The 23,979-nt window shown below is 62.8% G+C and carries 23 protein-coding genes; 4 read left to right on the top strand and 19 right to left on the bottom strand.

Annotated elements, in window-relative coordinates; translation table 11 throughout:
- Positions 1-27: 27 nt before the first annotated feature.
- Positions 28-633 carry a GTP cyclohydrolase I FolE gene (folE, locus tag RCO24_RS09530; protein WP_308961625.1) on the bottom strand — a complete coding sequence of 202 codons (606 nt, stop codon included), beginning with the start codon at positions 631-633 and terminating at the stop codon, positions 28-30.
- Between the two features lie 329 nt (positions 634-962).
- Between folE and RCO24_RS09525 the strand changes: the two genes are divergently transcribed.
- Positions 963-1,970 carry an alpha/beta hydrolase gene (locus tag RCO24_RS09525; protein ID WP_308961624.1) on the top strand — a complete coding sequence of 336 codons (1,008 nt, stop codon included), beginning with the start codon at positions 963-965 and terminating at the stop codon, positions 1,968-1,970.
- 35 nt (positions 1,971-2,005) lie between these two features.
- Entirely contained in the window at positions 2,006-2,419 is a 414-nt protein-coding gene (locus tag RCO24_RS09520) for a tellurite resistance TerB family protein (RefSeq protein WP_308961623.1), read from the top strand.
- Here the strand turns inward: RCO24_RS09520 and RCO24_RS09515 are convergent.
- Positions 2,407-3,057, bottom strand: a complete 651-nt coding sequence (locus RCO24_RS09515; RefSeq protein WP_308961622.1) for an alpha/beta family hydrolase — start codon at positions 3,055-3,057, stop codon at positions 2,407-2,409. The genes RCO24_RS09520 and RCO24_RS09515 overlap by 13 nt on opposite strands.
- 158 nt (positions 3,058-3,215) lie before the next feature.
- Here RCO24_RS09515 and mepA point away from each other — a divergent pair, with 158 nt between their 5' ends.
- Positions 3,216-4,583, top strand: coding sequence for a penicillin-insensitive murein endopeptidase (gene mepA / locus RCO24_RS09510; protein ID WP_308961620.1), 1,368 nt, complete (start codon positions 3,216-3,218; stop codon positions 4,581-4,583).
- 58 nt (positions 4,584-4,641) lie between these two features.
- Here the strand turns inward: mepA and RCO24_RS09505 are convergent, their stop codons facing one another.
- The 12 genes from RCO24_RS09505 to RCO24_RS09450 form a co-directional block, all read right to left on the bottom strand.
- Positions 4,642-5,478 carry a metallophosphoesterase gene (locus RCO24_RS09505; RefSeq protein ID WP_308961619.1) on the bottom strand — a complete coding sequence of 279 codons (837 nt, stop codon included), beginning with the start codon at positions 5,476-5,478 and terminating at the stop codon, positions 4,642-4,644.
- Between the two features lie 156 nt (positions 5,479-5,634).
- The gene (glcF, locus tag RCO24_RS09500) at positions 5,635-7,011 is read right to left on the bottom strand and encodes a glycolate oxidase subunit GlcF (RefSeq protein WP_308961618.1); all 1,377 of its coding nucleotides are present in this window, start codon (positions 7,009-7,011) and stop codon (positions 5,635-5,637) included.
- Positions 7,012-7,065: 54 nt separating this feature from the next.
- Entirely contained in the window at positions 7,066-8,286 is a 1,221-nt protein-coding gene (locus tag RCO24_RS09495) for an FAD-binding protein (protein WP_308961617.1), read from the bottom strand.
- 13 nt (positions 8,287-8,299) lie between these two features.
- Positions 8,300-9,796, bottom strand: coding sequence for an FAD-linked oxidase C-terminal domain-containing protein (locus RCO24_RS09490; protein ID WP_308961616.1), 1,497 nt, complete (start codon positions 9,794-9,796; stop codon positions 8,300-8,302).
- Positions 9,797-10,385: 589 nt separating this feature from the next.
- The gene (locus RCO24_RS09485; protein WP_308961614.1) at positions 10,386-10,607 is read right to left on the bottom strand and encodes a hypothetical protein; all 222 of its coding nucleotides are present in this window, start codon (positions 10,605-10,607) and stop codon (positions 10,386-10,388) included.
- 276 nt (positions 10,608-10,883) lie between these two features.
- Positions 10,884-11,957 carry a D-alanyl-D-alanine carboxypeptidase family protein gene (locus RCO24_RS09480; protein ID WP_308961612.1) on the bottom strand — a complete coding sequence of 358 codons (1,074 nt, stop codon included), beginning with the start codon at positions 11,955-11,957 and terminating at the stop codon, positions 10,884-10,886.
- A gap of 227 nt (positions 11,958-12,184) precedes the next feature.
- Complete coding sequence (gene leuD, locus RCO24_RS09475; protein ID WP_308961611.1) at positions 12,185-12,790, bottom strand: 3-isopropylmalate dehydratase small subunit; 606 nt, start codon at positions 12,788-12,790, stop codon at positions 12,185-12,187.
- Between the two features lie 56 nt (positions 12,791-12,846).
- Positions 12,847-13,278 (bottom strand): hypothetical protein, encoded by a 432-nt coding sequence (locus tag RCO24_RS09470; RefSeq protein WP_308961610.1) that lies wholly within the window; start codon positions 13,276-13,278, stop codon positions 12,847-12,849.
- A gap of 101 nt (positions 13,279-13,379) precedes the next feature.
- Positions 13,380-13,913: a hypothetical protein gene (locus tag RCO24_RS09465; RefSeq protein WP_308961608.1), complete on the bottom strand. Its 534-nt coding sequence runs from the start codon at positions 13,911-13,913 to the stop codon at positions 13,380-13,382.
- Between the two features lie 316 nt (positions 13,914-14,229).
- Complete coding sequence (locus RCO24_RS09460; RefSeq protein ID WP_308961607.1) at positions 14,230-14,649, bottom strand: metallopeptidase family protein; 420 nt, start codon at positions 14,647-14,649, stop codon at positions 14,230-14,232.
- A 113-nt stretch (positions 14,650-14,762) separates the two neighbouring features.
- A complete protein-coding gene (gene leuC, locus RCO24_RS09455; protein WP_308961605.1) occupies positions 14,763-16,169 on the bottom strand; it encodes a 3-isopropylmalate dehydratase large subunit in 1,407 nt (468 codons plus the stop codon).
- Positions 16,170-16,842: 673 nt separating this feature from the next.
- Positions 16,843-17,745, bottom strand: coding sequence for a LysR family transcriptional regulator (locus RCO24_RS09450; RefSeq protein WP_308961604.1), 903 nt, complete (start codon positions 17,743-17,745; stop codon positions 16,843-16,845).
- Positions 17,746-18,048: 303 nt separating this feature from the next.
- On the opposite strand from RCO24_RS09450, the gene RCO24_RS09445 reads away from it, so the two are divergent.
- Positions 18,049-18,915: a hypothetical protein gene (locus RCO24_RS09445; protein ID WP_308961602.1), complete on the top strand. Its 867-nt coding sequence runs from the start codon at positions 18,049-18,051 to the stop codon at positions 18,913-18,915.
- Positions 18,916-18,969: 54 nt separating this feature from the next.
- Here RCO24_RS09445 and trxB read toward each other — a convergent pair whose 3' ends face one another.
- The 5 genes from trxB to rplS form a co-directional block, all read right to left on the bottom strand.
- Positions 18,970-19,938: a thioredoxin-disulfide reductase gene (gene trxB, locus RCO24_RS09440; RefSeq protein ID WP_308961601.1), complete on the bottom strand. Its 969-nt coding sequence runs from the start codon at positions 19,936-19,938 to the stop codon at positions 18,970-18,972.
- A gap of 138 nt (positions 19,939-20,076) precedes the next feature.
- Positions 20,077-20,967, bottom strand: coding sequence for an alpha/beta fold hydrolase (locus tag RCO24_RS09435; RefSeq protein ID WP_308961599.1), 891 nt, complete (start codon positions 20,965-20,967; stop codon positions 20,077-20,079).
- Between the two features lie 147 nt (positions 20,968-21,114).
- Entirely contained in the window at positions 21,115-21,882 is a 768-nt protein-coding gene (radC, locus tag RCO24_RS09430) for a DNA repair protein RadC (protein WP_308961598.1), read from the bottom strand.
- A 119-nt stretch (positions 21,883-22,001) separates the two neighbouring features.
- Complete coding sequence (gene map / locus RCO24_RS09425; protein WP_308961597.1) at positions 22,002-22,826, bottom strand: type I methionyl aminopeptidase; 825 nt, start codon at positions 22,824-22,826, stop codon at positions 22,002-22,004.
- Between the two features lie 214 nt (positions 22,827-23,040).
- Entirely contained in the window at positions 23,041-23,703 is a 663-nt protein-coding gene (gene rplS, locus RCO24_RS09420; RefSeq protein WP_308961596.1) for a 50S ribosomal protein L19, read from the bottom strand.
- Between the last annotated feature and the right edge of the window lie 276 nt (positions 23,704-23,979).

The following is a 23,979-nucleotide window of genomic DNA, read 5'->3' as shown; positions in this document are numbered from 1 at the left end:
CTGCGGGATTCGACTTCGCTCGCTCCGTCAGTCGATCATCGACAGGAATTCCTGTCGCGTGATCGCATTCTCGCGGAACACGCCCAGCATACGGCTCGTGACCAGGTCCGTGCCCGGCTTGTGCACGCCGCGCGTCGTCATGCAGTGATGCTCGGCCTTGATCACGACCGCCACGCCCTGCGGATTGAGCACCTGCTCGATCGTGTTGGCGATCTGCGAGGTCATCTTCTCCTGGATCTGAAGCCGCTTCGCGTAGGTCTCGACGACGCGCGCGAGCTTCGAGATGCCGACCACGCGCCCGTTCGGGATGTAGCCGACCCACGCACGCCCAACGATCGGCGCCATGTGGTGTTCGCAGTGGCTTTCGAAACGGATCGCGCGCAGCACGATCATTTCGTCATAGCCCTCGATCTCCTCGAAAGTCTTTTGCAGGATCGCTTCGGGATCGTCGTTGTAACCGCGGAAATACTCGTCATAGGCCTTCACGACACGCGAAGGCGTTTCGATAAGCCCGTCGCGCGTCGGATTTTCACCCGCCCAGCGCAACAGTGTGCGCACGGCATCTTCTGCCTCTGCGCGGGTGGGACGAACGGGAAGATCGGCAGCCGAAGCTTCGATGATTTTGCTTTTCATGGGGGACGGCGATTGCCTCATCGCGGGGACTTTCGGAAAATTACAACTCACATGCGAACGTCTACGAGCCCGGCGCCGTCCCGGATCAATCATCGGCAGCGAAAGGGCGAGGAAGCTGCGGCCAGCCCCGAGTGGCAACGCAGCAAGTCCGGGCCCCCCATAACATAGGGACCGCGTTGGGAAACAGAAAGAAGTTGCGCTTCGGATGCTGAACCCGGCCTCTGGGGCATGCTTAATGGCCGATCGCGGCACCACGCCGCAACCTTGTGCGGCGCAGCATCCGGCGCCATATCCCGGCCGTGGGGACAGCAGCAGACAGGAGGGGCGGCATGATCCGCGGTTTCGGACTGGCTTTGGCATTTGGAGTGGCGACCTCGGCCGCCTGCGGCGAGGCCCGCGCCGACGCCATGCTCCGGGATTTCGCCTATCCCCATCCGGCCAAGGAGTATGCCTTTACCTCTCAGGGCCAGCCCCTCACCATGGCCTACATGGATGTGCCCGCGGCCTCACCGGCAAACGGCAAGACGGTCGTCCTCTTCCACGGCAAGAATTTCTGCGGCGCCACCTGGGAGGGTGTCATCGCCCCCCTCACCAAGGCCGGCTATCGCGTCGTCGTGCCGGATCAGATCGGCTTCTGCAAATCCACCAAGCCCGCAACCTATCAGATGAGCTTTCATCAGCTCGCCGCCAATACTCACGCGCTCCTTGAGAACATCGGCGTTGCCCAACCCATCGTCGTCGGCCACTCGATGGGCGGCATGCTGGCGACACGCTATGCGTTGAGCTTCCCCGCCGAGACGACCGCCCTCGTGCTCGTCAACCCAATCGGCCTCGAGGATTGGAGCGCCAAGGGCGTTCCCACACGCACCATCGACGAGCTTCTGGAAGAGGAGCGCAAGACCGACGCCACGCGCATCAAGGCCTATCAGCAGAAAACTTACTACGATGGCCGCTGGCGGCCGGAGTTCGACCGCTGGGTCGATATGCTGGCTTCTATGTACAAAGGCGAAGGTAGCGAGGCTGTCATGCTCTCGCAGGCTCGCGCATCCGACATGATCTTTTCGCAGCCCGTCGTCCACGAGTTCCCGCGCCTCGCGCTCCCCGTCGTACTTTTGATCGGCGAGCGCGACACCACCGCCATTGGCAAGAACCGCGCCTCGCCCGAGGTTGCGGAGAAACTCGGCCGCTACGCCGATCTCGCGCGCGAAGCCGAAGCGCGGATCAAGGGCGCTCGCCTCATCACGTTCCCGAAGCTCGGCCATTCACCTCAGGTCGAAGAACCAGCGGAATTCAACGCGGCCCTCTTGGACGCACTCGCCAAACTCGGCACTCCATAGTTACAAAGCCCTCTTCCTTCGCAACCGGAAGTCCCATGACCGACAAACTCTCACCGCCCGTCGCCCTGATCTTCGCCATGACGACGCTCTCGGCCGCCGACCGCACCATCAACACCGACGAGCTGGCTCGCATCGGCTCTATCGTGCGCGAGCTGCCACCGTTCCGAGACTACACCGACGACTGGTTGGCCGACGCCGCGCAGGAGTGCGGCAAGATCCTGAAGAAGCCGAATGGCGTCGACAGCGTGCTCACGCTCGTGAAGAAAAGCCTTCCGCCGCGCCTTTACGAGACCGCCTATGTGCTGTGCGCCGAGGTCGCAGCCTCTGACTTGTCGGTCCACACCGAAGAGGAGAAATTCCTGGAGCTCCTCGCTTCCGCATTGGAACTCGACGAGCTGACCTGCGCAGCGTTGCGGCGTGCCGCCCGCGCCCGTCATCAGCGCGTGTGAGGCAGGCCCTTCGCGAAACGCGTAATCGCCTGCACGGCGGCGTCGAGATTGCCGGCAAGCGTCGCGCCTGAAGCTTTGCGCGGCGAGAGATCGTGATTGCCGTCGACGGCCCAATGAACCGTGATGCTCGGCGGCAGTCCGTAGCTCTCGACCTCGGATCGCACGCCGAACGGATCGCGTTCGCCTTGTACGATCAGTGTTGGGCATGCGAGCGCCAACAGATGCGCGGTCCTGAGAGACGCGGGTTGCTTCGGCGGATGAAACGGATAACTGAGGCAAGCGAGCCCAGATATCCTGCCGCGATCGAAGAGCGACGCCGCCGCGAGGCTAGCCACACGCCCGCCCAGAGACTTGCCACCGATCAGGATGCGTCGCGCACGCTCCTTGCCCGCGATCTGGTCGAGCGCCGTTTCGTACTCTCCCACAAGCGCCTCCGCTTTCGGCGGCGGCTTTCGCGAACCCGTTTCGACACGAGCGGCCATGTAGGCAAAATCGAATCGCGCAACCCTGAGCCCAACGGCCGCCAGCGAATCCGACACGGCGTTCATCCAGTCGCTCGTCATCGGCGCGCCCGCACCGGGCGCAAGCACGAGCAGTGTGTCGGAATCGGCTGGACCATCAGTCAAAAAAGCCGGCATGAGAGACCTTTCCTTGGGCGAGCGAAGCCTGGCACCACCCCACAGAGGGGGCAAGTTTTTCGCCGCGTCAGGACAATTTCCACGCGATTCGACACCGGTGTCGCAATTTGGCCCTCCCTTGGGCTAGGATGCCGCAACGTGATTTGCTGCGGGGTTCTATGGCCTTCCGCCAACGAACAGCGATCTGGCTCCTGATGGCGCTCGCCATTCTGTCCGGCCCCGCCATGGGCCAGGACAGCGATGGCGCGGACGAGCCAGCCAGCCGCACTTGGCACGGCCCCGCCGCCGCGACCGCGGAAGCCGCCGCGACGCAAGCCGCCAACACCAACCCGCAAACCACCAAAGATGCTGTCGTCCCGCCCGCTCCCAAGCCCGCGGAGCGACCAGCCTCCGAGGCACCCGCTCCTCAAAAGAAAGCCATCACCAAGGACGCAAGCCCGGCGCCTGCGAAAGCAGCCGCTCCGGCTGAAAAGGCTCCCTCCGCCAAAGGCGACGCCAAGACAGCAAAAGACAATCCCTCTGAGAAAGACAAGGACAAGCCCAAGAAGCCCGTCGTCACCGCCAAGCAGCTGTTCGGCACAGTCAAGACCGGTGCACCGCTCGCGGCCCGCGCCGTCGGCTGGTACGCCAAGGGCTGCCTTGCCGGCGCCAAGCCGCTTCCCGTCGATGGTCCGGGCTGGCAGGTCATGCGCCTTTCGCGCAACCGCATGTGGGGCCACCCGGATTTGATTGCGATCGTCGAGCGCCTGGCGCGCGAAACCACCGCCCAAAAGGAATGGAGCGGTCTTCTGGTTGGCGACATTTCCCAGCCGCGCGGAGGCCCGATGATCTCCGGCCACGCGAGTCACCAAGTGGGGCTCGACGCCGACATTTGGCTGACGCCAATGCCCGACCGCAAGCTCACCCGCCGCGAGCGCGAGGATCTCTCCGCCACCTCGATGCTATCGAGCTATAACGCCGTAAACCCCAAGGTGTGGGGCGAAGGTCAGGTCAAGCTGATCAAGCGCGCAGCGTCCTACTCCGCCGTCGAGCGCATCCTCGTCCATCCCGCGATCAAGAAGGCGTTGTGCGAGGCGACCGACAAGAACGACCGCGCTTGGCTGAGCAAGGTCCGTCCCTACTTCGGGCACTACTATCACTTCCATATGCGCATCGGCTGTCCGAAAGGCTCGGCGAACTGCCAGCACCAGCCTCCGGTTCCGGGCGACGACGGCTGCGATGCCGAATTGAAGGACTGGCTGAAGAAGGTCGCGCCGAAACCGAAGCCGCCGGTCGAAGCTGCCAAGCCGCCCGTGAAGCCGGCAAAGCCCGCGCCGCCGAAGCCCGAAATGACGCTCGCCGATCTCCCGGCCGACTGCAAAGCCGTGCTGACCGCCGGCGGCAACGTCCCGCCGACCGTACCCGCCGAGATCGTCGACACGAGCAAGAACGCAGCGCCTCCGCCGGAGAAGGATTTCGCTTCGACCGACGCCGCGCCGGCCGCTGCCGTTTCGGATAAGGTGCCCGCGAAAAAAGCCGCGCAATGATGCGCAAAGCGGGCGCGAACCTGCTTCCGCTCCAATAAGCTAAACGTTCGAGACGTGATCAGGCTTGCGCGCCAGGTCTCAGCGGCGGATGCCCGAACGGCCGCACCGGCACGGTGTAAACCCGCTCTGCCGCCACCGCGACGATCTCTCGCTCCGGCCAGCGCAACGCGGAGAGCTTCCCGCCGAAAACGCAGCCGGTATCGATACAGAGCGTATTATTGACCCAGCCCGCCGTCGGCACTGGCGTATGTCCGTAGACGATCGCAGTCTGCCCCCGATACTCCGCTGCCCAGTGATAGCGGATCGGCAATCCGAACTCGTCGGTCTCGCCATCGGTCTCGCCGTAAAGGCAGAAGCGGCGCACTTCCCCCGAATTGCGCCCGAGCATGCTGTCCTTGATGCCGGCGTGCGCAACGGCCAGTCGTCCGCCCTCGAGCCAGAGATAGTTGGGTAGGCTTCCGAAGAACTCTCGCACGCTCTTGCAAAACGCCTTCGTCTCTGCCTCGAACTGCGCGATTGTGCGGTCCAGTCCGTGCGTCGCCGCAACGTCCTTGCCGTCCAGCCAGCGGGAAAATTTCGCGTCGTGGTTCCCCGGCACGGCCAAAGCCGCACCGCTCTCCACCATGCTCATGACGATGCGCAGCACATCCGGCGAGCGCGGGCCACGGTCGACGAGATCGCCGACCAAAATCGCGCGCCGTCCAATCGGCGGCGTGACGCGCACCGAGACGGCACCCGGCGTTCCGCTCCAGCGCACATCGTAGCCGAGGCGCGCGAGCAGCGTTTCGAGTTCACCCGCGCATCCGTGCACATCGCCGATGATATCGAACGGACCCCAGACGTCTCTTTGATCTACGTTTTCTATCCCGATGGCTTTAGGAGCAATCTCGGTCATGGCCGGGTTCGTTCAAGTCTTTCCAGGTGGGGCGGCGACAACAAGCTCACCGGCACGATGATCCAATACGATACTGCGCCCGGAGATTGAAGCGATCCGCGATTCTTCTTGAATCGGGGGCGACCCTAGGAGCGCACAATGTCGAACGCGTGACGCTTAAGTCTCAATAAAATCTTCGACTTGGCGACGGGGCCGAGGCACGTCCGTCACGAAATCCGACAGATGCGAGAGCCCTGCCGGAACGGGTCCGCCGTAGGCCCAATCGAGCAGCTCGACGGTATGCACGAGCGGGGTATCGAGCCCATCGCTATCGAGCTGCGTGATACAGCCGATGTTCCCGGCAGCCACCACGTCCGCCCGAGTCGAGCGGATATTGTCTTGCTTGCGCTTCTTGAGCTGGCCCGCGATCTCCGGCTGGAGGATGTTGTAGGTGCCGGCCGAACCGCAGCAAATGTGACCTTCCGGCACATCCACGACCGCGAAACCCGCCTGCTTCAGGAGCGCGCGCGGCTCGTCGTGGACACGCTGTCCGTGTTGCAGCGAACACGCCGAATGATAGGCGACGCGCAGCGACGACCAGCGCTCCGGCGCGCCGAGCTGGTACTCGTAGAGAAACTCGGAGATGTCCTTTGTGAGGCTCGAAACCTTCGCCGCCTTTTCCGCGTAGGCCGGGTCGTTCCGCATCAAATGGCCGTAGTCCTTCACCGTCGTGCCGCATCCCGAGGCGTTGACGATGATTGCATCGATCTCGCCGCGCCAGATCTCCTTCGACCAGACATCGACATTGCGGCGAATGAACTTCTTCGCCTCCTCCTCGCGCCCCATGTGCTGCACGACCGCGCCGCAGCAGCCCGACCCGTTGACAACCACCACGTCCACGCCGCGTCTCGCGAGCAGCCGGATGGTGGCGTCGTTGATGTCGGGTCTCAGCACCTGCTGCGCGCAACCGGTAGCCAGGATCACGCGCGCGCGCCGCTCGCTGTGCGTGACCGCCGTGCCGGGCCCCGTAAACCGGCCCTCCCGCGTTACGATCGATGTGGGCGCGAGCCGCAGCATCGCCGCGACCTCCTTGAAGCCGATCCGTTCGAGAAACGGGATAAAGGGGCGGGCAAGCGGCGCGGCCTTGAGCGCAAGCCGGAAGCGCGCGGGATAGGGAATGATGGCCGCGAGCAGCCTGCGGATCGTCTGCTCCTTGAAGCTGCGTGTGCCCCGCTCCTCGATCTCGGCGCGCGCCACATCGGCAAGGTGCATGTAGTCGACGCCGCTTGGGCAGGTCGTCATGCAGGAAAGGCACGACAGGCAACGGTCCAGGTGATGTTGCACCTGCTGCGTGGGGGCACGCTCGCGGCCGCGCTCCAGCATGTCCTTGATGAGATAGATGCGCCCACGCGGAGAATCGCGCTCGTCACCGAGCACCACGTAGGTCGAGCAAACCGCCGTACACAGCCCACAATGCACGCAGCGTCTCAGGATCCGGTCGGCCTCGGCCACGCGCGGATCGGCAAGCTGCTCGGCCGAAAAGTTTGTCTGCATCTAGGGTCTTCGCTCCAAGGAGAGCTGGAAGGCGTCGTTGACAAGGTCGGCAGTCTACATGGTCGCGTACATGCGGCCAGGATTGAGCAGACGGAACGGATCGAAGGCGTGCTTGATGCCGCGCGTCAGTTTATCGGTCGCGGGCGCAAGCGGGTGAAAAACCTCGACCGTGCGGCGCACGGTTTCGTCGGCCCGTATCAACGTGGCATGTCCGCCGTGGGTGGCAACAGCCCGGCGGATATCCGCGCTCCCCGCGTCGGCAGAAGCCGGCGTTTCGAGCCAGATCAACCCGCCCGACCAATCGTAGAATGCCTCCACCCGCATATGCCGGCGGATCGAGGACACGAGAGAGGCGGCCACGCTCGGCGTCGTCGAGATCCGCCACAGATGTGTACCGTTCGGCGGCAGGAACGACAGGCGGCGCACCTCGCCCCAGAATTCGAGTGAGCTTTCAAGCTCGAGTTCGAGTGGCGCCCCGTAGGCCGAGAGAATTTCCCGAAGCTTCTGCTTCCGATAGCTGACCGAACGCGTGAAGTTTTCGATCCGGATCGCGGTCAGCGAACGGTGCTCCTTCGAAAGGCCCTTGTGGCGAAGCCGCGACGCGAGCGTCGGCGAAAGGTGCACGGTTCCGGAAACCTCGTAAGGCTGCGTCAGCGCGAGGCTCATCAGCTCTACCGCGAGATCGTCGGTGAGATCCGGGTAGACGAGGGTTGCCACATCATCGGGAAGCGGCAGCACCTTGAATGTTACCTCCGAAAGCACCGCGAGCGTTCCCCAGCTACCGGCGAGCCCGCGCGCCACGTCGTAACCGGTCACGTTCTTCATGACGCGTCCGCCGGACTTGAAGATTTCCGCGCGCCCGTTGACGCCGCGCGCGCCGAGCAGATAATCGCGGGCCGCCCCGGCTGAAATACGGCGCGAGCCGGATATGTTGGCTGCGAAGATGGCGCCGATGGTCTGCAACCCCGCATCGGTGCCGAGCGCCGGTCCGAGATCGATCGGCTCGAACGGAAGCATTTGCCCACGAGAGGCCAGCTCCACCTCGATCTGTGAAAGCGGGGTGCCCGCCCGCGCCGACATGACAAGCTCGGACGGCTCGTAGAGGGAGATGCCGCGCATGGCGCCCGTCGTCAGCGCGACCGGCGCCACCACCGGCCGTCCAATGCCGCGCTTCGATCCCGCACCCAGGATTTCGACGGGGATGCCGCGCTCGGCGAGCACGGTCATCATGCTCTTGAGCTCCCACTCGGTCGCGGGCCTCATGATGTCGTCCATGATACCCGCCCTCTCAAGCTGCTTCAGCAGGGCCGGGCTCGGCCGAACGAGACGCCTCGAACTGTGCGGCCGCCATTGCCGCCTCGACGGCATCAAGCGGAAAAACCTTCCCGCAATTGAGCAGCCAATCCGGATCGAACACCGATTTAATTCTGAGCTGGACCGCCAGATCCTCTTCGGTGAACTGCACGCGCATGAGATCGCGCTTTTCGATACCGACCCCGTGCTCGCCGGTCAGGCATCCGCCGACCGACACGCAAAGCTTGAGGATCTCTGCACCCGCAAGCTCGGCCTTTTCCATCTCGCCCGGTGCGTTGGCGTCATACATGACGAGCGGATGCAGATTGCCGTCTCCGGCATGAAAAATGTTCGCCACGCGCAGCCCATATCGCCGGCAGATCTCGGAAATCTGTTCCAAGACATGCGGCAGATGCCCCAGCGGAATGGTGCCGTCCATGCAGTAGTAGTCGGAGATGCGGCCGATCGCACCGAATGCCGCTTTCCGGCCCTTCCAGATTTTCGCGCTTTGCTCCGGCGAGCCGCTGACAACCATCGCCACCGGATTGAGTTCATGCGCGATGCTGGCGATATAGGCCAGCCGATCGGCAATCTCCTGCTCGGAACCCTCAACCTCAATGATGAGCAGCGCTTCGACGTCTTTCGGGTATCCCGCCTTCGCGAAGGCTTCGCACACCTCGATCGCCGGCTTGTCCATGAACTCGATGGCGACCGGAATGATTCCCGAGGCGATGATGCGGGAAACGCAGATGCCGGCCTTGGCCGAGGATTCGAACCCGATCATCATCGGTCGTGCGCCTTCGGCCGAACGCAGAATGCGCACGGTTGCTTCCGTGACGATGCCGAACTGCCCCTCGGAGCCGACGATGAGCGCCAGAAGATCGTACCCCTCGGCCTCGAGATGCGATCCGCCGATCTCGACGATCTCGCCGTCCATCGTCACCATCTTGATGCCGAGCACGTTGTTGGTCGTCACGCCGTATTTGAGGCAATGCGCCCCGCCCGAGTTCATGGCGAGATTGCCGGCGAGCGTGCAGGCAAGCTGGCTCGATGGATCCGGCGCGTAAAAGAACCCTTCCTCGGACACCGCCGCCGAAATCGCAAGATTGGTAATTCCGGCTTCCACCCGGGCAAACCGATTGTGAAAATCCACCTCGATGACCCGGTTCATGCGCGAGACGCCGAGCACGATGGCATCTTCGAGCGGCAGCGCACCTCCACACAGTGACGTCCCTGCGCCGCGCGGAACCACCCGGATGCGGTTGGCTTTCGCATATTTGAGAATGGCTGAAACCGCTTCGGTTGAAGTCGGCAGGACGACGGCGAGCGGCATACGCTTGTAGGCGGTCAGCGCATCGGTTTCGAACGCGCGGCGTCCGTCCTCGTCCCAGATCACGGCATCGGCACCGCAGAGCGCGACGAGATCGCGCGCAATCGCATCCCGTCGCCCGACGATGGACGGATCGGGTAGCGGCAGCACGATCGAGGTCATCTTTTCATTCCTCTCGGAAGACGCGGGCGCGAACCGAAAAAAGGCAGCGCCGACAGTCCGTCCGGCAATCGGGAGCAAAGCGAATGCGAGTCTCGCATGCTGAGGGAAAAGCAGCAACATTCCGGCGCGCGCAATGACCGCCAATCCCAAGGCGATTCGTCCATGAACTGGGAACCGCCGCGCTGAATTTACAGGGGGAACAGAAAATTGGGAGCGCGATCACCCGGGCGCGATGCGTGGCTCCGAGCCAACGGCCGGAAAGATGTGCGGCGCACCCGCTAGACCATGATCGCTTCGGACCCCCGCGCTCCGATCGTCGCGCCCCCTATCGGGCGCGGCGTGAATCGGCAGCGCAGGAAAAGTCCGAAGCGTGAATCATAGGTCTCATCAAAAGACTAGAGGGTGATTGCGATTCAAAGAAAAGCAATCATGCTCTAGTCGCGTTTCAGGCCCATCCCGGGTTGGGCGGTATCGAAGAAGGATTGTCGAACGCGACCGTGGCCCCACCGCCCTGCGGTCCGTCACTTTGCCCCATTACTACGCCCCAAGTGCCCCACTGATCCCTTCGCGCAACGGGCCCCCACAAACGTCAAGCCATGTAGATCCGATCGTATTCGCGTCTGCGAACCTGGCGTGCCACCCCGCCCCAAGCCTTCGACCGGGACGCGTCTCCGATCTGGCGATGCAAAAGCGAGAAGAACTCCGCCACCTCGGCGGCAAAGGCACCATGGCGGCCTTCCAGCACGACGGCCATCAGCTCGGCATCCTGGAGCGTGGAAAGGGAATCATTATGCGACGGGGAGCTTGGCATCTTGTCCTCGAAATCGAATTTTGCGCTGAGAGGAGCAAGATCGACGCCAACTGAACGGACATCTCCACGAACGGTAAACGGTGATTATTTTCAGGCGTTCCCACGCCGATCCGGCCGTTTCAGCGCCTGAAACGTCCCATTTTTGGCAACGAGAGGCACGCCGGACCGTCCTGTCCCAGCTTGGTATCGGTTCAAAAGGATACGGAAGAGAACCGCGTTAACAATTCCGCGGCAGACTTGGCATAGCGGCTTGAAGTTCCGTGACGGCCGAAGCCGTCACTTGCCCTCGACGACGGCGGCCTCCGGCACGTCCTCAACGCTGCCGGCGTCGACCGCGGGAGCCTGCTCCTGAAGCTTGGGCGCATCCTCGGCAGCCTGAACCTTCTTCTTGATCACCTTCTTCTTGCGCGGCTTCTTGAGCGGCGCGTTCCCGCATTCGTAGGAGCGCACATCCCGACGCACACTGATGACATTCTTGGCCCCGTCCGCGATCGGCAGCGTGTCGAGGCTCGCAGTGTGATTGAACAGAAGCTTCCAATCGTAGCTCTGGAACCCGTGCTCGAGCAGGTTTGCGGCGCGAACCGTACGCAGTGCGCTCGTCGACTCGCCCAGCACCACGGCCATTAGCTGGCGCCCGTCGCGGGTCGCGCTTGCCACCACGTTGAACCCGGAATCGCAGATGAAGCCGGTCTTCATGCCGTCCGCCCCATCGAACGAGCGCAACAGCCCGTTGTGCGTACCGATATGGATCTTGCCGATCCGGGCGTCGAACATCGACCAGTAGGGGAGATATTCGGGGTAATTCTTGATGACGGCGCGCGCGAGCTTGCCGAGATCGCGCGCCGTCGTCACCTGCTCGGGTGCCGGCAGCCCGTTCGGGTTGACGAACGTCGTGCGCGTCATACCGAGCGCCTGCGATGTCGTGTTCATCCGCGCCACGAACGCCGCCGGCGAACCGTCGATCGCCTCGGCCAGCATGATGGCCACATCGTTCGCGGATTTGATGATCAGCGCTTTCAGCGCCTGATCCACCGTGAGAGTTGCACCGATGTGCAGACCGAGCTTGCTCGGCGGCTGTATCTGGGCGCGCTCGGTATAGGGAAGGCGCTGTTCGAGCGTAAGCTTGCCGCTCTTGACTGCCTCGAACGTGAGGTAGGCCGTCATGATCTTGGTGAGCGAGGCCGGATGCCAGTGATCGTCGAGATCCTCGGCGTAAAGCACCTTGCCGTCGGTCGCTTCAAAAACCAGTGCGGGACCGCCGGCCCAGGCGGCACTACCGGCAAACAGCACGGCCCCGCCGAAAGTCAATGTGAGCGCCGACAATGCGGCGGAGATCCATGTGGCTCTCATGGCCTTCCTGCAGGATGCCGGGACGATCGGAGCAGCGAGACCATGATCGCTTCGAATCCTAACAAATCGAAGCCTGAATCAGCGGCCTAATCAAATAGTTAGAGCGTGGTCACGTTGCGCACAAAAGCAACCCATGCTCTAGCATATTCGAACGAACCGCCGCAATCCGCCACACACCGTATTCCGACTGCATGTGATCGGACGACCGCAGCACGCGCCGAAGCGCGTTACGCCCACGGCCTCGCGGCCGCATCGCGTCCTTCGAAGTCTTTGATCGCTTTTTCTTTTTCGAGCGTGAGGCCGATGTTGTCCAAGCCGTTAAGCAGGCAATGCTTACGGAACGGATCGATCTCGAAAGAGATCACGCCGCCATCGGGGCCACGGATTTCCTGCGCTTCGAGGTCTACTGAGAGCGTCGCATTGGCCCCGCGGCTCGCATCATCGAGCAGCTTGTCGACCTGCTCCTGCGGCAGCTTGATCGCGAGAATGCCGTTCTGGAAGCAGTTGTTGAAGAAAATGTCTGCGAAATCCGGCGCGATGACACAACGGAACCCGAAGTCCAGCAGCGCCCACGGCGCGTGCTCGCGCGAGGAGCCACAACCGAAGTTCTCGCCCGCGATCAGGATTTCGGCATTCCGATAGGCCGGCTTGTTCAGCACGAAATCGGCGTTCTCGCGGCCCTCCTGGTCGTAGCGCAGTTCGTAAAACAGCGCCTTTCCAAGCCCAGTCCGCTTGATCGTCTTCAGGAACTGCTTCGGGATGATCATGTCGGTATCCACGTTCCGGAGTGGAAACGGAGCCGCGACACCCGTGAGCTTGATGAACTTCTGCATGTATCCATGTCCCTGGAGCGCTTCCCGACAACAAGGAAGCACATCGAAATCGAACCCTAAACACGTAGGCTGTCAGCCAGTGCCCGGAAATAGCCTTCGGCCGCAAGCAGCCGGTCGACTCGCATTTTAGCCGACGAAACCAAGGGCCGCCCGCCGATCCGCCGGGGCCCTAGCTGTTCCAGCCGCCTTTTAACGCCAGCAAGCTTTCGTCCGTCAAGATGGTGTCGGAGCACGCCCACCAGGGTCTCGAGATAGCCGGTAATCCGGCCAAGCTCCCGGACAAGCCCCCGTTGCGCGGCGCGGTCGTCCGGCGCCGCCGTTAATCTTGCCGAATAGTTGGCCGCCCGGCCAAGCGTTTCGGCGATCGTCTCCGCATAGCGGGCAACCTTGATCCGCTGCTTCCGGTCGAGCGCACCGATGGCTCCCGCCCACCGGTTGAGCGTCTCGGCGATCACCAACAACCGCTTCGGATATTCGAGGAAATTCATCGGCGCCGACCTGCCAGGCCACAATCAGCCTGACTGATCCTAGGCGAACCGCCGTCACCGGGGACAACTGGACTCGGGCCGTCGCGGCCGGGCGGCCGATTTCAGCGAATGGACGGGTCGGCGAAGCACTGGCGCATATAGGCGCAGCGGTGGGAGCCCGCGAAATGCATGCTGTCGCCCTTGGCCGGCGCGATGAACTGGCAGATCTCCTCGATCCCATTCTCGTCGAGCCAGCCCTGCCTCCGTCCACGCTGCACGGCGAAGCAGTCCGCCGTCTCCTCGTCGGGTCCGCGGAACTGATGGCCGCACTCGTGCGCGAAGATCCAAAGCTTGACCGGTGTCGAAACCTTGGCGAGCAGCTTGGGATTGAGGATCAGAAACCCCGGATAGGCAGCACCGTAGTCGTCGAGCTGGCTATCGATCACCGTGGGCCGCTGGCCGCACACCTGCTGGCGTCCGTCGAGCTTCAACTCGCCGGGCTGCAGCACGTGAGCATCTCCGCCCACATGCTCGGCATATTCTTCTGGAGTAGGCACGTCATCCGCAATTGCGTGGCCGGGTACGAACGCCATCAGGCCGATACCCAGCGCAAGCAAAGCCCACACACGCGAAACCAGACGGAAAGCCGTCTCCAACTGAGCACCTCTACGTGACACCCGCACGCGCCCCGAAAAAAGGAACCGGATCCGTCTACCCCGTGACACAGCCTGAGAGACGGAGCCCGAAGCTGTTCGAGTATTTCAACAAAATATGGAAATACCCTATCAGCTCCAACATCGGCTGCAAAAGTTAACATTCAGAGAGGCTGTTCAAAGGCGCGTCGACAAAATCAGGTTGTGGCTGAATTGTCGCGCGCGCCTGATCGAGCAGCGGAATTTCTTTCCGCTCAGAGTCTGCGCGTTCTCTGTCGCGCGGCGGCACGCGTTCACACGAACGCGAAAAACCACGCGTTCAGTGCGTCGCTTGCGTCTCGATCTCTTCCATATCGTCGTCGGAAAAGCCGAAATGATGGCCGATCTCGTGGATCAGCACGTGGGTGATGATGTCGTCCAGCGTCTCGTCGCCGTTCTCGGTCCAGTAGTCGAGGATCGCACGGCGGTAGAGAAACACCATGTCGGGCTCGCGCGGCACGTCGAGCACGCTTTTCTGGTCGAGGCTGAGGCCCTGGTAGAGCCCCATCAGATCGAACGGGCTGTCGATGTCGAGTTCATCGAGCACCTCGTCAAGCGCGAAGTCCTCGATGCGAATGACGAGATCTCCGCATACTTCCCGGAATTCCGGCTGAATGCGCTCCCACGCCGAGGCCGCTATGATCTCGAAATCGGCAAGTGTCGGAGCCGTAGCGCCCTTCCAGTCGATCCTGCCCGTCATGCCGATGCTCTCCCACTCGTCTTTCGAACGGGAGAGATAGGCGCTTCGGGCCTCCGACCGCAAGAGCGAGACGAACGTCGCAACGGCTAGAAGCCGTTGAACCGGCCGACCGCTCAGGCCTGCCAGCGCCGGATATCGACGAAATGGCCTTCGAGCGCAGCCACCGCCGCCATGGCCGGCGAGACGAGGTGCGTCCGGCCCTTGTAGCCCTGCCGCCCCTCGAAATTGCGATTCGAGGTCGACGCGCAGCGCTGGCCGGGCTTCAGCTGGTCCGGATTCATGCCGAGACACATCGAGCACCCGGGCTCGCGCCACTCGAAACCGGCCGCCGTGAAGATCTTGTCGAGACCTTCCGCCTCGGCCTGCTCTTTCACGAGCCCCGAACCCGGCACGATCATCGCGTAGGCGAGACGCTCCGAGATCTTCTTGCCTTCGACGATCTTGGCGACTTCGCGCAGATCCTCCATGCGCCCATTGGTGCAGGAGCCGATCCAGATCACGTCGAGCGGAATGTCGGTGATCTTGGTGCCGGGAGTGAGCCCCATGTAGTCGAGCGCGCGCACCATCGAGGCCCGCTTGTGCTCGTCGGCGATCTCGGCCGGATTGGGCACCAGACCTGCAATCGACACCACGTCCTCGGGACTCGTGCCCCAGGAGACGATCGGCGGCAACTCCGCCGCGTTGAGCTTCACTTCGCGATCGAAATGCGCGCCCTCTTCGGTGTAAAGCGTATCCCAGTATTTGAGCGCCATGTCCCACGCAGCACCCTTGGGCGCCTTCGGACGACCCTTGATGAACGCGTAGGTCTTTTCGTCGGGCGCGATCATGCCCGCACGCGCGCCACCCTCGATCGACATGTTGCAGACCGTCATCCGGCCTTCCATGGAAAGGTCGCGGATCGCTTCGCCCGCATACTCGATCACCGAACCGGTGCCGCCGGCCGTTCCGATCTCGCCGATGATGGCGAGGATGATGTCCTTGGCGGTCACATGGGCGGGCAGCTTGCCGTCCACCGACACGCGCATGTTCTTGGCTTTCTTCTGCACCAAAGTCTGCGTGGCGAGAACGTGCTCGACCTCGCTCGTGCCGATGCCGTGGGCAAGCGCGCCGAACGCGCCGTGCGTCGAGGTATGGCTGTCACCGCAGACGATCGTCGTGCCGGGAAGCGTGAAGCCCTGCTCCGGTCCGACGACGTGGACGATGCCCTGCCGCTTGTCGAGCTCGTTGTAATATTCCACGCCGAAATCGCGCGCGTTCTTGGCAAGCGTTTCCACCTGCACGCGGCTGTCTTCGTCGGCGATACCCTTGCGCCGATCGGTCGTCGGCACGTTGTGATCGACCACGGCCAGCGTCTTCTCGGGCGCGCGCACCTTGCGGCCGGACATCCTAAGTCCCTCGAAAGCCTGGGGACTTGTCACCTCGTGAACCAGATGACGATCGATATAGAGCAGGCAGGTTCCGTCGGCTTGCCTGTCAACGACGTGGTCGTCGAATATCTTGTCGTAAAGCGTCTTGGCCATGGGTAGCGGGCTCGATGTTCAGAGGCAAAGTGCTTCGGGGAAAACCTCTCCGGGACCGCGATTTTGATCGGGTACCGGCTTCCGGCACGAAGCACGACTATCAAATGAAACCATCAGATAGCGTTTCGCGTGAGAGGTTGCAAATCAGCCGGGCTCGAAAGGGCCATAAGCCCGCCCGCGCGACGTTTTGACCGGAGATTTCAACGGAAATGGGCCGGACTCCCGAAATGAATCCAGGCGCCCGACCCAAGACAACCGACGCCAAGGACTCTCGGGTGGTGGCAAATAACCCTGAAGCCTACGGCAGTCTGGATAACATTATTACATCCCAAACCGGTCTTTGGATCATGGGCAAAGCATTAAATTCGCGAAAGCTAGGCTGTGAACTCACTATGGCTGGCGCATTGACGCGAGGACTTTTGCGTCGCTGGCAGGAGCGAGGCCGCCGCAAACCTCCATGGTTTGCAAGGTCTCGCGACGAACCGGAGGCGGAAAAGGACGGCGCCCCTGCGGGGTGAGCCAAAGCGAGCCAAGGGCTAGGAAAAGCGCGTCATGCCGAAGGCGTGCTTCCAGCACGACGGTCGATGCCCGTCGTATCGGACAAGCGGTTTGACAACGCCATTGGCTCGCTTTGGCTCATCACTGCACCAGCCATAGTGAGTTTACAGCCTGGCTATTCGCGCCAGTGCCGGGCCTTGGCCACCAGAAAATCGCGCAAAACCTGGACTTTCTTCGAGCTCTTGAGCTCTTCCGGATAGACAAACAAAACCGGCAAACTCGGCTTTTCCACTTCACACTTCATGAGCACCGGCACGAGATCGCTGTCCTGCTCGCTCATGTAGTCGGGGATCATGCCGATCCCGATCCCGGCCAGCACAGCCTGTTTGATGGCCACCACGCTGTTGGTGCGTAGCACCGGCTCTCGCCGTTCTTTTCCTTCGCGTCCCGCCGTCTCGAGCCAGCTGATCGCCGGCAAAAGCTGCGCCGTCTGGCCGCTGTAAGACACCACGCGATGATTGCCCGTTTCGAGGTCAGCGAAGGTTTCCGGCACGCCGTAGCGGCGGGTGTATTTGGTAGACGCCATCGGCCGCACGCTCGCCGTGAACAACGGCCGGCGGATGAGATCCGGCTGCTCCGGCTCGCGCGTCCAGATCGCCACGTCTGCCGCCCGCATGGCGATATCGATCTGGTCGTCGTCGAGGATCAACTCGATGCGCACATCGGGATAGAGATCCATGAATTCCCGAAGCCGCTGCGACACCCACACCGTGCCGAGCCCCACCGGCGCCGCCACGCTCAAGAGGCCCGATGGCTTCGTCGTGGTGTCCGCCAGCAGCGTTTCCGCCGTCTGCAGCTTGCTCATCACCTCGGCCACGGTGCCGTACAAAAGCTCGCCCTGCTCGGTCAGCACCAACCCGCGCGCATGTCTGTGAAACAGCGAGACCTTGAGATCCCGCTCGAGCGCCGAAACCTGCCGGCTCACAGCCGACTGGCTCATGTGCAGCGCATCGCCCGCATGCGTAAAGCTGCCGGCCGCGGCAGCCGCGTGAAAAATTCTGAGTTTGTCCCAGTCCATCAAAATGCCCTCGCGAGCGCAATCGATCCGCAAATGCGGAGCCGGCGGGCTCGCCACCGATACGCACACGCACCATCAAAACTTAGCATTGCGATTATTTGATATCAGAAGCGGTCAAGCCATCGAAAAATGCATACCAGCGCCGTTCCACCGCAGGGGAAATCCGGCCAGGGTGGCAGCCCCGGACCGAATTGCCTATATGGCAAGCAACGAAATGCCCGCCCCGGCGCGACAAGCCGGAACCCCAGCAAAACCAGCCGACCGGGCCTCGCGCCCCGGCCAACCTAAGAGGCCAACTCCATTATGCGCCATTCGATCATCGTCGCTCTTGCACTGGCTGCCTCCGCTTCCGTCTGCGCCGCCGCCGATGCCCCGACTAAAGTCTGGGAGGCCACCGGCTTCGAAACCCCGGAATCGACGTTGCCGGACACCGCTGCGGGGGTGATCTACGTCAGCAACGTGAACGGCACGCCCAACGGCAAGGACGGCAACGGCTACATCTCGAAAGTCTCGATCGATGGCAAGGTAACCGACGCCAAATGGATCACCGGCCTCGATTCGCCAAAGGGCCTTGCGCTTGTTGGCGGTCGGCTGTTCGTGGCCGATATCGACAAGCTCGTGGAAATCGACGTCGCGGCCGGCGCCATCGCCGCCAAACATGAAGCCGCAGGCGCCAAGATCCTGAACGACGTCGCCGCCGGCCCCGACGGCAGCATCTATGTCTCCGATTGGCCGGGCAACGCCATCTGGAAGCTGTCCGGTGGCAAGTTCGAGAAGTGGCTGGAGAGCGACCAGCTCAAAGCGCCGAACGGACTGCTCGTAGAAAATGGCAACCTGATCGTCGCGGCCTGGGGTGAAGGCATCGGCGCCGACTTCTCGACCAAAAGCCCCGGCAATCTGCTCACTGTCTCGCTGGCCGACAAAACCATCGCCAACCTTGGCGACGGCAAGCCTGTCGGCAACCTCGACGGTCTCGAGCCGTTCGACGCCGAAAGCTATCTCGTCAGCGATTGGGTTGCCGGAAAGGTGTTCCGGATTGCCCGCTCGGGGAAGGCCACAGAACTCCTCACGCTGAGCCAGGGCACCGCCGACATCGGCTTCATCCCCGCCACCCGCACGCTCATCATCCCGCTGATGGTCGACGGCAAGGTCGCCGCCTACAAGTTCTGAGAGTTTTCTCCCTCTCCCCATTGCAGTCCTGTCAATGGGGAGAGGTGAGTTTCTCTACTCCGCCGCGGCGGCGGCCGTCTCTTCGGCGTGAGCCAGAAAGCGCTCGGTTTCGAGCGCGGCCATGCAGCCCATGCCGGCTGCCGTCACGGCCTGCCGGTACACGTCGTCCTTCACGTCGCCGGCCGCGAACGCGCCGGGGATGGAGGTCGCGGTCGAATCCGGTGCCGTGATCAGGTAACCCGACGGCTTGATTTCGAGCTGCCCCTTGAACAGCTCCGTCGCCGGCGCATGACCAATCGCGACGAACACGCCGTCGACCTTGCGCTCCGTGATCTTGCCGGTCTTGACGTTCTTGAGCCGCACGCCCGTGACCGACCGCGGCTCGTCCGTGCCGACGATCTCTTCGAGCGCGCTGTCCCAGACCACCTCGATCTTGTCGTTCTTGAATAGGCGCTCCTGCAGGATCTTCTCGGCGCGGAAGTGATCGCGGCGATGCACGACAATCACCTTCTTCGCGAAGTTGGTGAGGAAGATCGCTTCCTCGACGGCCGTATTGCCGCCGCCGACCACGACCACCTCTTTGCCCCTGTAGAAGAAGCCGTCGCAGGTTGCGCATGCGGAAACGCCGTGCCCCTGGAACGTCTGCTCACTCGGAATGCCGAGCCAGCGCGCCTGGGCGCCCGTCGCGATGATAAGCGCGTCGCAGGTGTAGACGTCGCCGGAATCACCTTCGAGCCGGAACGGCCGCTGCTTGAGATCCACCTTGACGATATAGTCCATGACGATCTCGGTGCCGACATGCTCGGCCTGGGCACGCATCTGCTCCATGAGCCACGGCCCCTGGATCACGTCGGCGAAGCCCGGGTAGTTCTCGACATCGGTCGTGATGGTGAGCTGACCGCCCGGTTGGTTGCCCTGGATCATCACCGGTTTCAGCATGGCGCGGGCCGCGTAGATGGCCGCCGTATATCCGGCTGGTCCCGACCCGAGAATAATGACCCTTGCGTGCTTGGCTTTGCTCATAACCGACCCTTCTGGACCAGGGATCTCCCGACAGGAACGATCCGGTCTCTACGACTCGCGAACCTGACCGCGATGCTGCCTCCATATAATCAAGCGGGAGCCAGAGCGCGAGCCCCACCAAAAGCAAGGAAATAGCTGTTACTCGTCAGTCAGATAGGAAACGGCCACACGAATCACTGGCGGCGCGAACAAAATATTCCTGTGCCCGAATCCATCGACGGCCTTGAGCTCGGCCTTGGGGCAAGCTGCCGCGATTTCCTCGGCATTCTCGAAGCCGACCTCGAAGTCGTCGCGGGCATGAACGACGAGCGCCGGCCGGCCGGTCGCCGCGAGCATGTTCGCCGCCGTGAACGAGGCGATTGGCCGGTGCGCGATCCGCTGGAGATGCCGTTCGTAGACGCGCAATCCGGCCGGACTGAGCCCCACCTCGTCGCCAAACTCCCGCGTAATCCGGCCGAACGCGTTGGGCGAGGAGATCAGCACATACCGCTCGAACGGATAGGCGTGGCCGAGCGGCGCCTGGCCTTCCCCCGCGAGCAGTGCCGCAAGCCCGCCCATCGAATGCGTAACCGCAAATCGCATCGGCCCAAGCGCCTCCGCCACTTGCAGCAGCGCGCGCGAGCAATCGATCAGACTGGCGCGCTCGCGCTCGCTTTTGCCGTGGCCGGGCTGGTCGAAAGCCACCACCCGGAATCCGGCGCGGCGAAGCTGCTCGGCAATCACCGCCATGAACGAAGCTTCGCTCGTCCAACCGTGCGCGACCAGCACGCTGCCGCGATCGGGCGCACCGCTGTCGGGTTCGAAAATATAGGCCTGCACGCGGCCCCCGCTGGTCGCGACGTCGACCCAGCGCGCATTGCGGAGATGAAACCGCGCCCGCTCCACCAGCACCGCATGATCGGCGGTCCGGCGGGTGGAAAAACGCGGCAGGCAGAAGCGCCGGTAGGCGATATCGCCGGCCAATCCCGGCGGCAGCCCATCGAGACGAACCGGGCGCGACCTCTCTCTCCGATCGAAGAACGTCGACATCGTCCAGGCTCCACTAGGACGGCTTGTGCACCGACCGCAGGTCGGTGTGTGGTTTCTAACAGCACGATAATCCCGGACACTTACCGAACGTTAAGTGGCCGCGAAAATAGCGACGGCACGCGAGGTAGCGAAACCATAGGCGACGAATTAGATCAGCCGTAACGCGCGAAAACTTGCGCAGCCGCCGCGCCCGACGATCACGTGGTCGTGCACGACGACGCCGAGCGGCTTTCCGGCCTCCATGATCATGCGTGTCATGTCGATGTCCGCGCGCGAGGGGGTCGGATCGCCGGACGGATGGTTGTGCACGAGAATGATCGCCGTCGCGGATAGCTCGAGCGCCCGCTTCACCACCTCGCGAATATAGACGGGCGTATGATCGACGGTTCCCTGCCCCTGCACTTCGTCGGCAATCAGCCGGTTCTTCTTGTCCAGGAACAGGATGCGAAACTGCTCCCGCTGCTCGAAACCTTGCGCCACCCTGAGATAGTCGAGCACTTGGTTCCAGGACGTGAGCAGAGGCGTGGTCGCGATCTCGCCTTTCATCAGCCGAAGCGCAGCCGCCCGGATCAGCCGAAGCTCGGTGATGACCGCGTCCCCCACGCCGGAAATCTCCTTGAGACGGGCATCGGGCGCGTTGATGACGTCGGCGAACGAGCCGAAACGGGAGAGCAGTTGCTTGGCGAGCGCCTTGGTGTCCCGGCGTGGAAGGGCGCGAAACAGCACCATTTCGAGCAGCTCGTAGTCGGGCAGCGCGTCCGCTCCCGCCTGGCGAAACCTGTCGCGAAGCCGTTGCCGGTGTCCGGAGTAAAGCGGCTGGGGCGCTTCGAGAAACGAGCCTTGCTCGGCAGCCCCGGGAGCGGGCGATGCAGCGGGAGCAGGCTCCTTCGGATCTCGCTCACCCGGGTCCTGCATGGGGTCTCCCGATCCCGATAGACCATGATCGCTTCGGACCCTATCAGTCCGAAGCGTGAATCATTGGTCTCATCAAAAACCTAGAGCGGGATTGCGATTCAAAGAAAAGCAATCACGCTCTAGCCTTTAGGAACCGACGGCCACTCGAGGCCTGCCGGCGAATGCGTAAACACCTCGACGCCGGTTTCCGTAACGCCGACCGAGTGTTCGAACTGAGCGGAAAGCTCGCGGTCTCGCGTCACCGCCGTCCATCCGTCGGCCAGCACCTTCACGTGCGCTTTGCCGAGGTTGATCATCGGCTCGATGGTGAACAGCATGCCGGGCTCCATGACGACACCCTCGCCCCGCTCGCCGTAGTGCAAGATGTTCGGACGATCGTGGAACACCCGCCCGAGGCCGTGCCCGCAGAAATCCCTGACGATGCTGCAGCGTTCTTTTTCGGCGAACTCCTGGATCGCAGCGCCGATGTGGCCGATCGTGTTGCCCGGTTTGACCTGCTCGACGCCCAGTCGCAGCGCTTCGTAGGTCACTTCGATCAGGCGCTCCGCGCGGCGGCTGATCTGGCCGACCGCATACATCCGGCTGGTATCGCCGTGCCACCCGTCGACGATCAGCGTCACGTCGATATTGACGATATCACCTTCGCGCAGCGGCTTAGGCCCCGGAATGCCGTGGCAAACCACATGATTGATTGAGGTGCAGATCGACTTCGGGAATCCACGATAGTTGAGCGGGGCCGGCACCGCGCCATGATCGAGCGCGAATTCGAGCACGCGATCGTCGAGCTCATCCGTCGCCACGCCGGGCTGAACGAAGGGCCCGATCATGTCGAGCGCAGCGGCCGCCAGCTGTCCGGCCTTGCGCATGGCGGCAAACGCTTCGGGCCCATGCAGCTTGATGGTGTTCGATTCACGCGCGCCGCGGGTAACTTCGACGTTGGACATGGTGCTGTGCGATCCCTTGCCCGGCTATGGAACATCGCGCATCAGCGCGCGATCAAACCGGAATGTAATGCAATTGCGCCTTTGCGCAACTTGCCGCTGTGGCTCCAGACCCTTGAAAGCAAAACGGCGGCCGCCATGCTGCGCGCCGCCGTTGCTATCCTTTACTTCCGACAATCCGCCGAGGCTCTAGGCCGCGTCGGGCGTCGAACCGCTCTTACGAGTTGGCCTCTTCGGCGGGAACTTCTGCTGCGGCGGTCTCGGCCAGCAGCTTCTGTGCCTCGCCCACCCAGTTGTCGCGCTCGATCTGGCCGTTGAGCTTCAGAGCCTCGTCGACGTTCGCGATGTCCTCGTCCGAGAAGTTCGCGACCTGCTCGTACTTGTAGCAGTTGAGCGTCTTCAGGCGTGCCGCGAGATCCGCGTCGATGCCCTTGATGCGCGTCAGATCCTCGACCTCGCCCTTCGGCTTCTTGAAGCCCTTCCAGGCGGCATTCAGGCGGCGGGCGCGAACGTCCGTACGCTCGAAGATGCGAGCGGCGCGGCCACGGCGGCCACGGAGATAGTAGAGCTTGGCGCGGCGGACCTTGCCGCGGCGCAGAACTTCAATTTCTGCGATGTAAGGCGAGTAGACCGGGAACACGCGCTCCACGCCCTCGCCGTAGGAAATCTTGCGAACCGTGAAGCTCTCGTTGATGCCGCCGCCGGAGCGCGCGATCACGACGCCTTCATACGCCTGAAGACGGATGCTCTGCTTCGCACCCTCACCTTCGATGACCTTCACCATCACCTTGACGGTGTCGCCGGGAGCAAACTCAGGCACCGAACGGGTGCGGAGCACGGCATCCATCTGCTCGCGCTCGATCTGCTGAATGATATTCATTTTCATTCCTTTTTGCTTGTATATCAATAGCAGAGGAGCTGCGCCGCGGGTCTGGCCCGGCGTGCACGGCTCGTGCGGCTCCTTATGGAGCAAACCCTCTTTGGGGAATTGTTGGCCGCGCTATAGCCGAAAAGCGAGCCCCTGTCGAGAGGTAGCGCGAGCAGAAAGGCCGAGTGCTGTTGAGACCGGCCCATGCTTTCGACATGTCGTTTACCCGCCACGGGTCGGCAAGGAAATTAACACTTTGCCGCGCCCCCTCCATCGCGCCTCGCCGCC

The sequence above is a fragment of the Hyphomicrobium sp. LHD-15 genome, from assembly GCF_031157355.1.
Taxonomy (GTDB): Bacteria; Pseudomonadota; Alphaproteobacteria; order Rhizobiales; family Hyphomicrobiaceae; genus Hyphomicrobium_C.
This window is presented reverse-complemented; position numbering and strand designations above follow the sequence as displayed.

What these genes read in the sequence shown, in the direction of transcription:
- folE (WP_308961625.1), bottom strand. Translation starts at nt 633, where the DNA reads ATGAAAAGCAAAATCATCGAAGCTTCGGCTGCCGATCTTCCCGTTCGT.
- RCO24_RS09525 (WP_308961624.1), top strand. Translation starts at nt 963, where the DNA reads ATGATCCGCGGTTTCGGACTGGCTTTGGCATTTGGAGTGGCGACCTCG.
- RCO24_RS09520 (WP_308961623.1), top strand. Translation starts at nt 2,006, where the DNA reads ATGACCGACAAACTCTCACCGCCCGTCGCCCTGATCTTCGCCATGACG.
- RCO24_RS09515 (WP_308961622.1), bottom strand. Translation starts at nt 3,057, where the DNA reads ATGCCGGCTTTTTTGACTGATGGTCCAGCCGATTCCGACACACTGCTC.
- mepA (WP_308961620.1), top strand. Translation starts at nt 3,216, where the DNA reads ATGGCCTTCCGCCAACGAACAGCGATCTGGCTCCTGATGGCGCTCGCC.
- RCO24_RS09505 (WP_308961619.1), bottom strand. Translation starts at nt 5,478, where the DNA reads ATGACCGAGATTGCTCCTAAAGCCATCGGGATAGAAAACGTAGATCAA.
- glcF (WP_308961618.1), bottom strand. Translation starts at nt 7,011, where the DNA reads ATGCAGACAAACTTTTCGGCCGAGCAGCTTGCCGATCCGCGCGTGGCC.
- RCO24_RS09495 (WP_308961617.1), bottom strand. Translation starts at nt 8,286, where the DNA reads ATGGACGACATCATGAGGCCCGCGACCGAGTGGGAGCTCAAGAGCATG.
- RCO24_RS09490 (WP_308961616.1), bottom strand. Translation starts at nt 9,796, where the DNA reads ATGACCTCGATCGTGCTGCCGCTACCCGATCCGTCCATCGTCGGGCGA.
- RCO24_RS09485 (WP_308961614.1), bottom strand. Translation starts at nt 10,607, where the DNA reads ATGCCAAGCTCCCCGTCGCATAATGATTCCCTTTCCACGCTCCAGGAT.
- RCO24_RS09480 (WP_308961612.1), bottom strand. Translation starts at nt 11,957, where the DNA reads ATGAGAGCCACATGGATCTCCGCCGCATTGTCGGCGCTCACATTGACT.
- leuD (WP_308961611.1), bottom strand. Translation starts at nt 12,790, where the DNA reads ATGCAGAAGTTCATCAAGCTCACGGGTGTCGCGGCTCCGTTTCCACTC.
- RCO24_RS09470 (WP_308961610.1), bottom strand. Translation starts at nt 13,278, where the DNA reads ATGAATTTCCTCGAATATCCGAAGCGGTTGTTGGTGATCGCCGAGACG.
- RCO24_RS09460 (WP_308961607.1), bottom strand. Translation starts at nt 14,649, where the DNA reads ATGACGGGCAGGATCGACTGGAAGGGCGCTACGGCTCCGACACTTGCC.
- leuC (WP_308961605.1), bottom strand. Translation starts at nt 16,169, where the DNA reads ATGGCCAAGACGCTTTACGACAAGATATTCGACGACCACGTCGTTGAC.
- RCO24_RS09450 (WP_308961604.1), bottom strand. Translation starts at nt 17,745, where the DNA reads ATGGACTGGGACAAACTCAGAATTTTTCACGCGGCTGCCGCGGCCGGC.
- RCO24_RS09445 (WP_308961602.1), top strand. Translation starts at nt 18,049, where the DNA reads ATGCGCCATTCGATCATCGTCGCTCTTGCACTGGCTGCCTCCGCTTCC.
- trxB (WP_308961601.1), bottom strand. Translation starts at nt 19,938, where the DNA reads ATGAGCAAAGCCAAGCACGCAAGGGTCATTATTCTCGGGTCGGGACCA.
- RCO24_RS09435 (WP_308961599.1), bottom strand. Translation starts at nt 20,967, where the DNA reads ATGTCGACGTTCTTCGATCGGAGAGAGAGGTCGCGCCCGGTTCGTCTC.
- radC (WP_308961598.1), bottom strand. Translation starts at nt 21,882, where the DNA reads ATGCAGGACCCGGGTGAGCGAGATCCGAAGGAGCCTGCTCCCGCTGCA.
- map (WP_308961597.1), bottom strand. Translation starts at nt 22,826, where the DNA reads ATGTCCAACGTCGAAGTTACCCGCGGCGCGCGTGAATCGAACACCATC.
- rplS (WP_308961596.1), bottom strand. Translation starts at nt 23,703, where the DNA reads ATGAATATCATTCAGCAGATCGAGCGCGAGCAGATGGATGCCGTGCTC.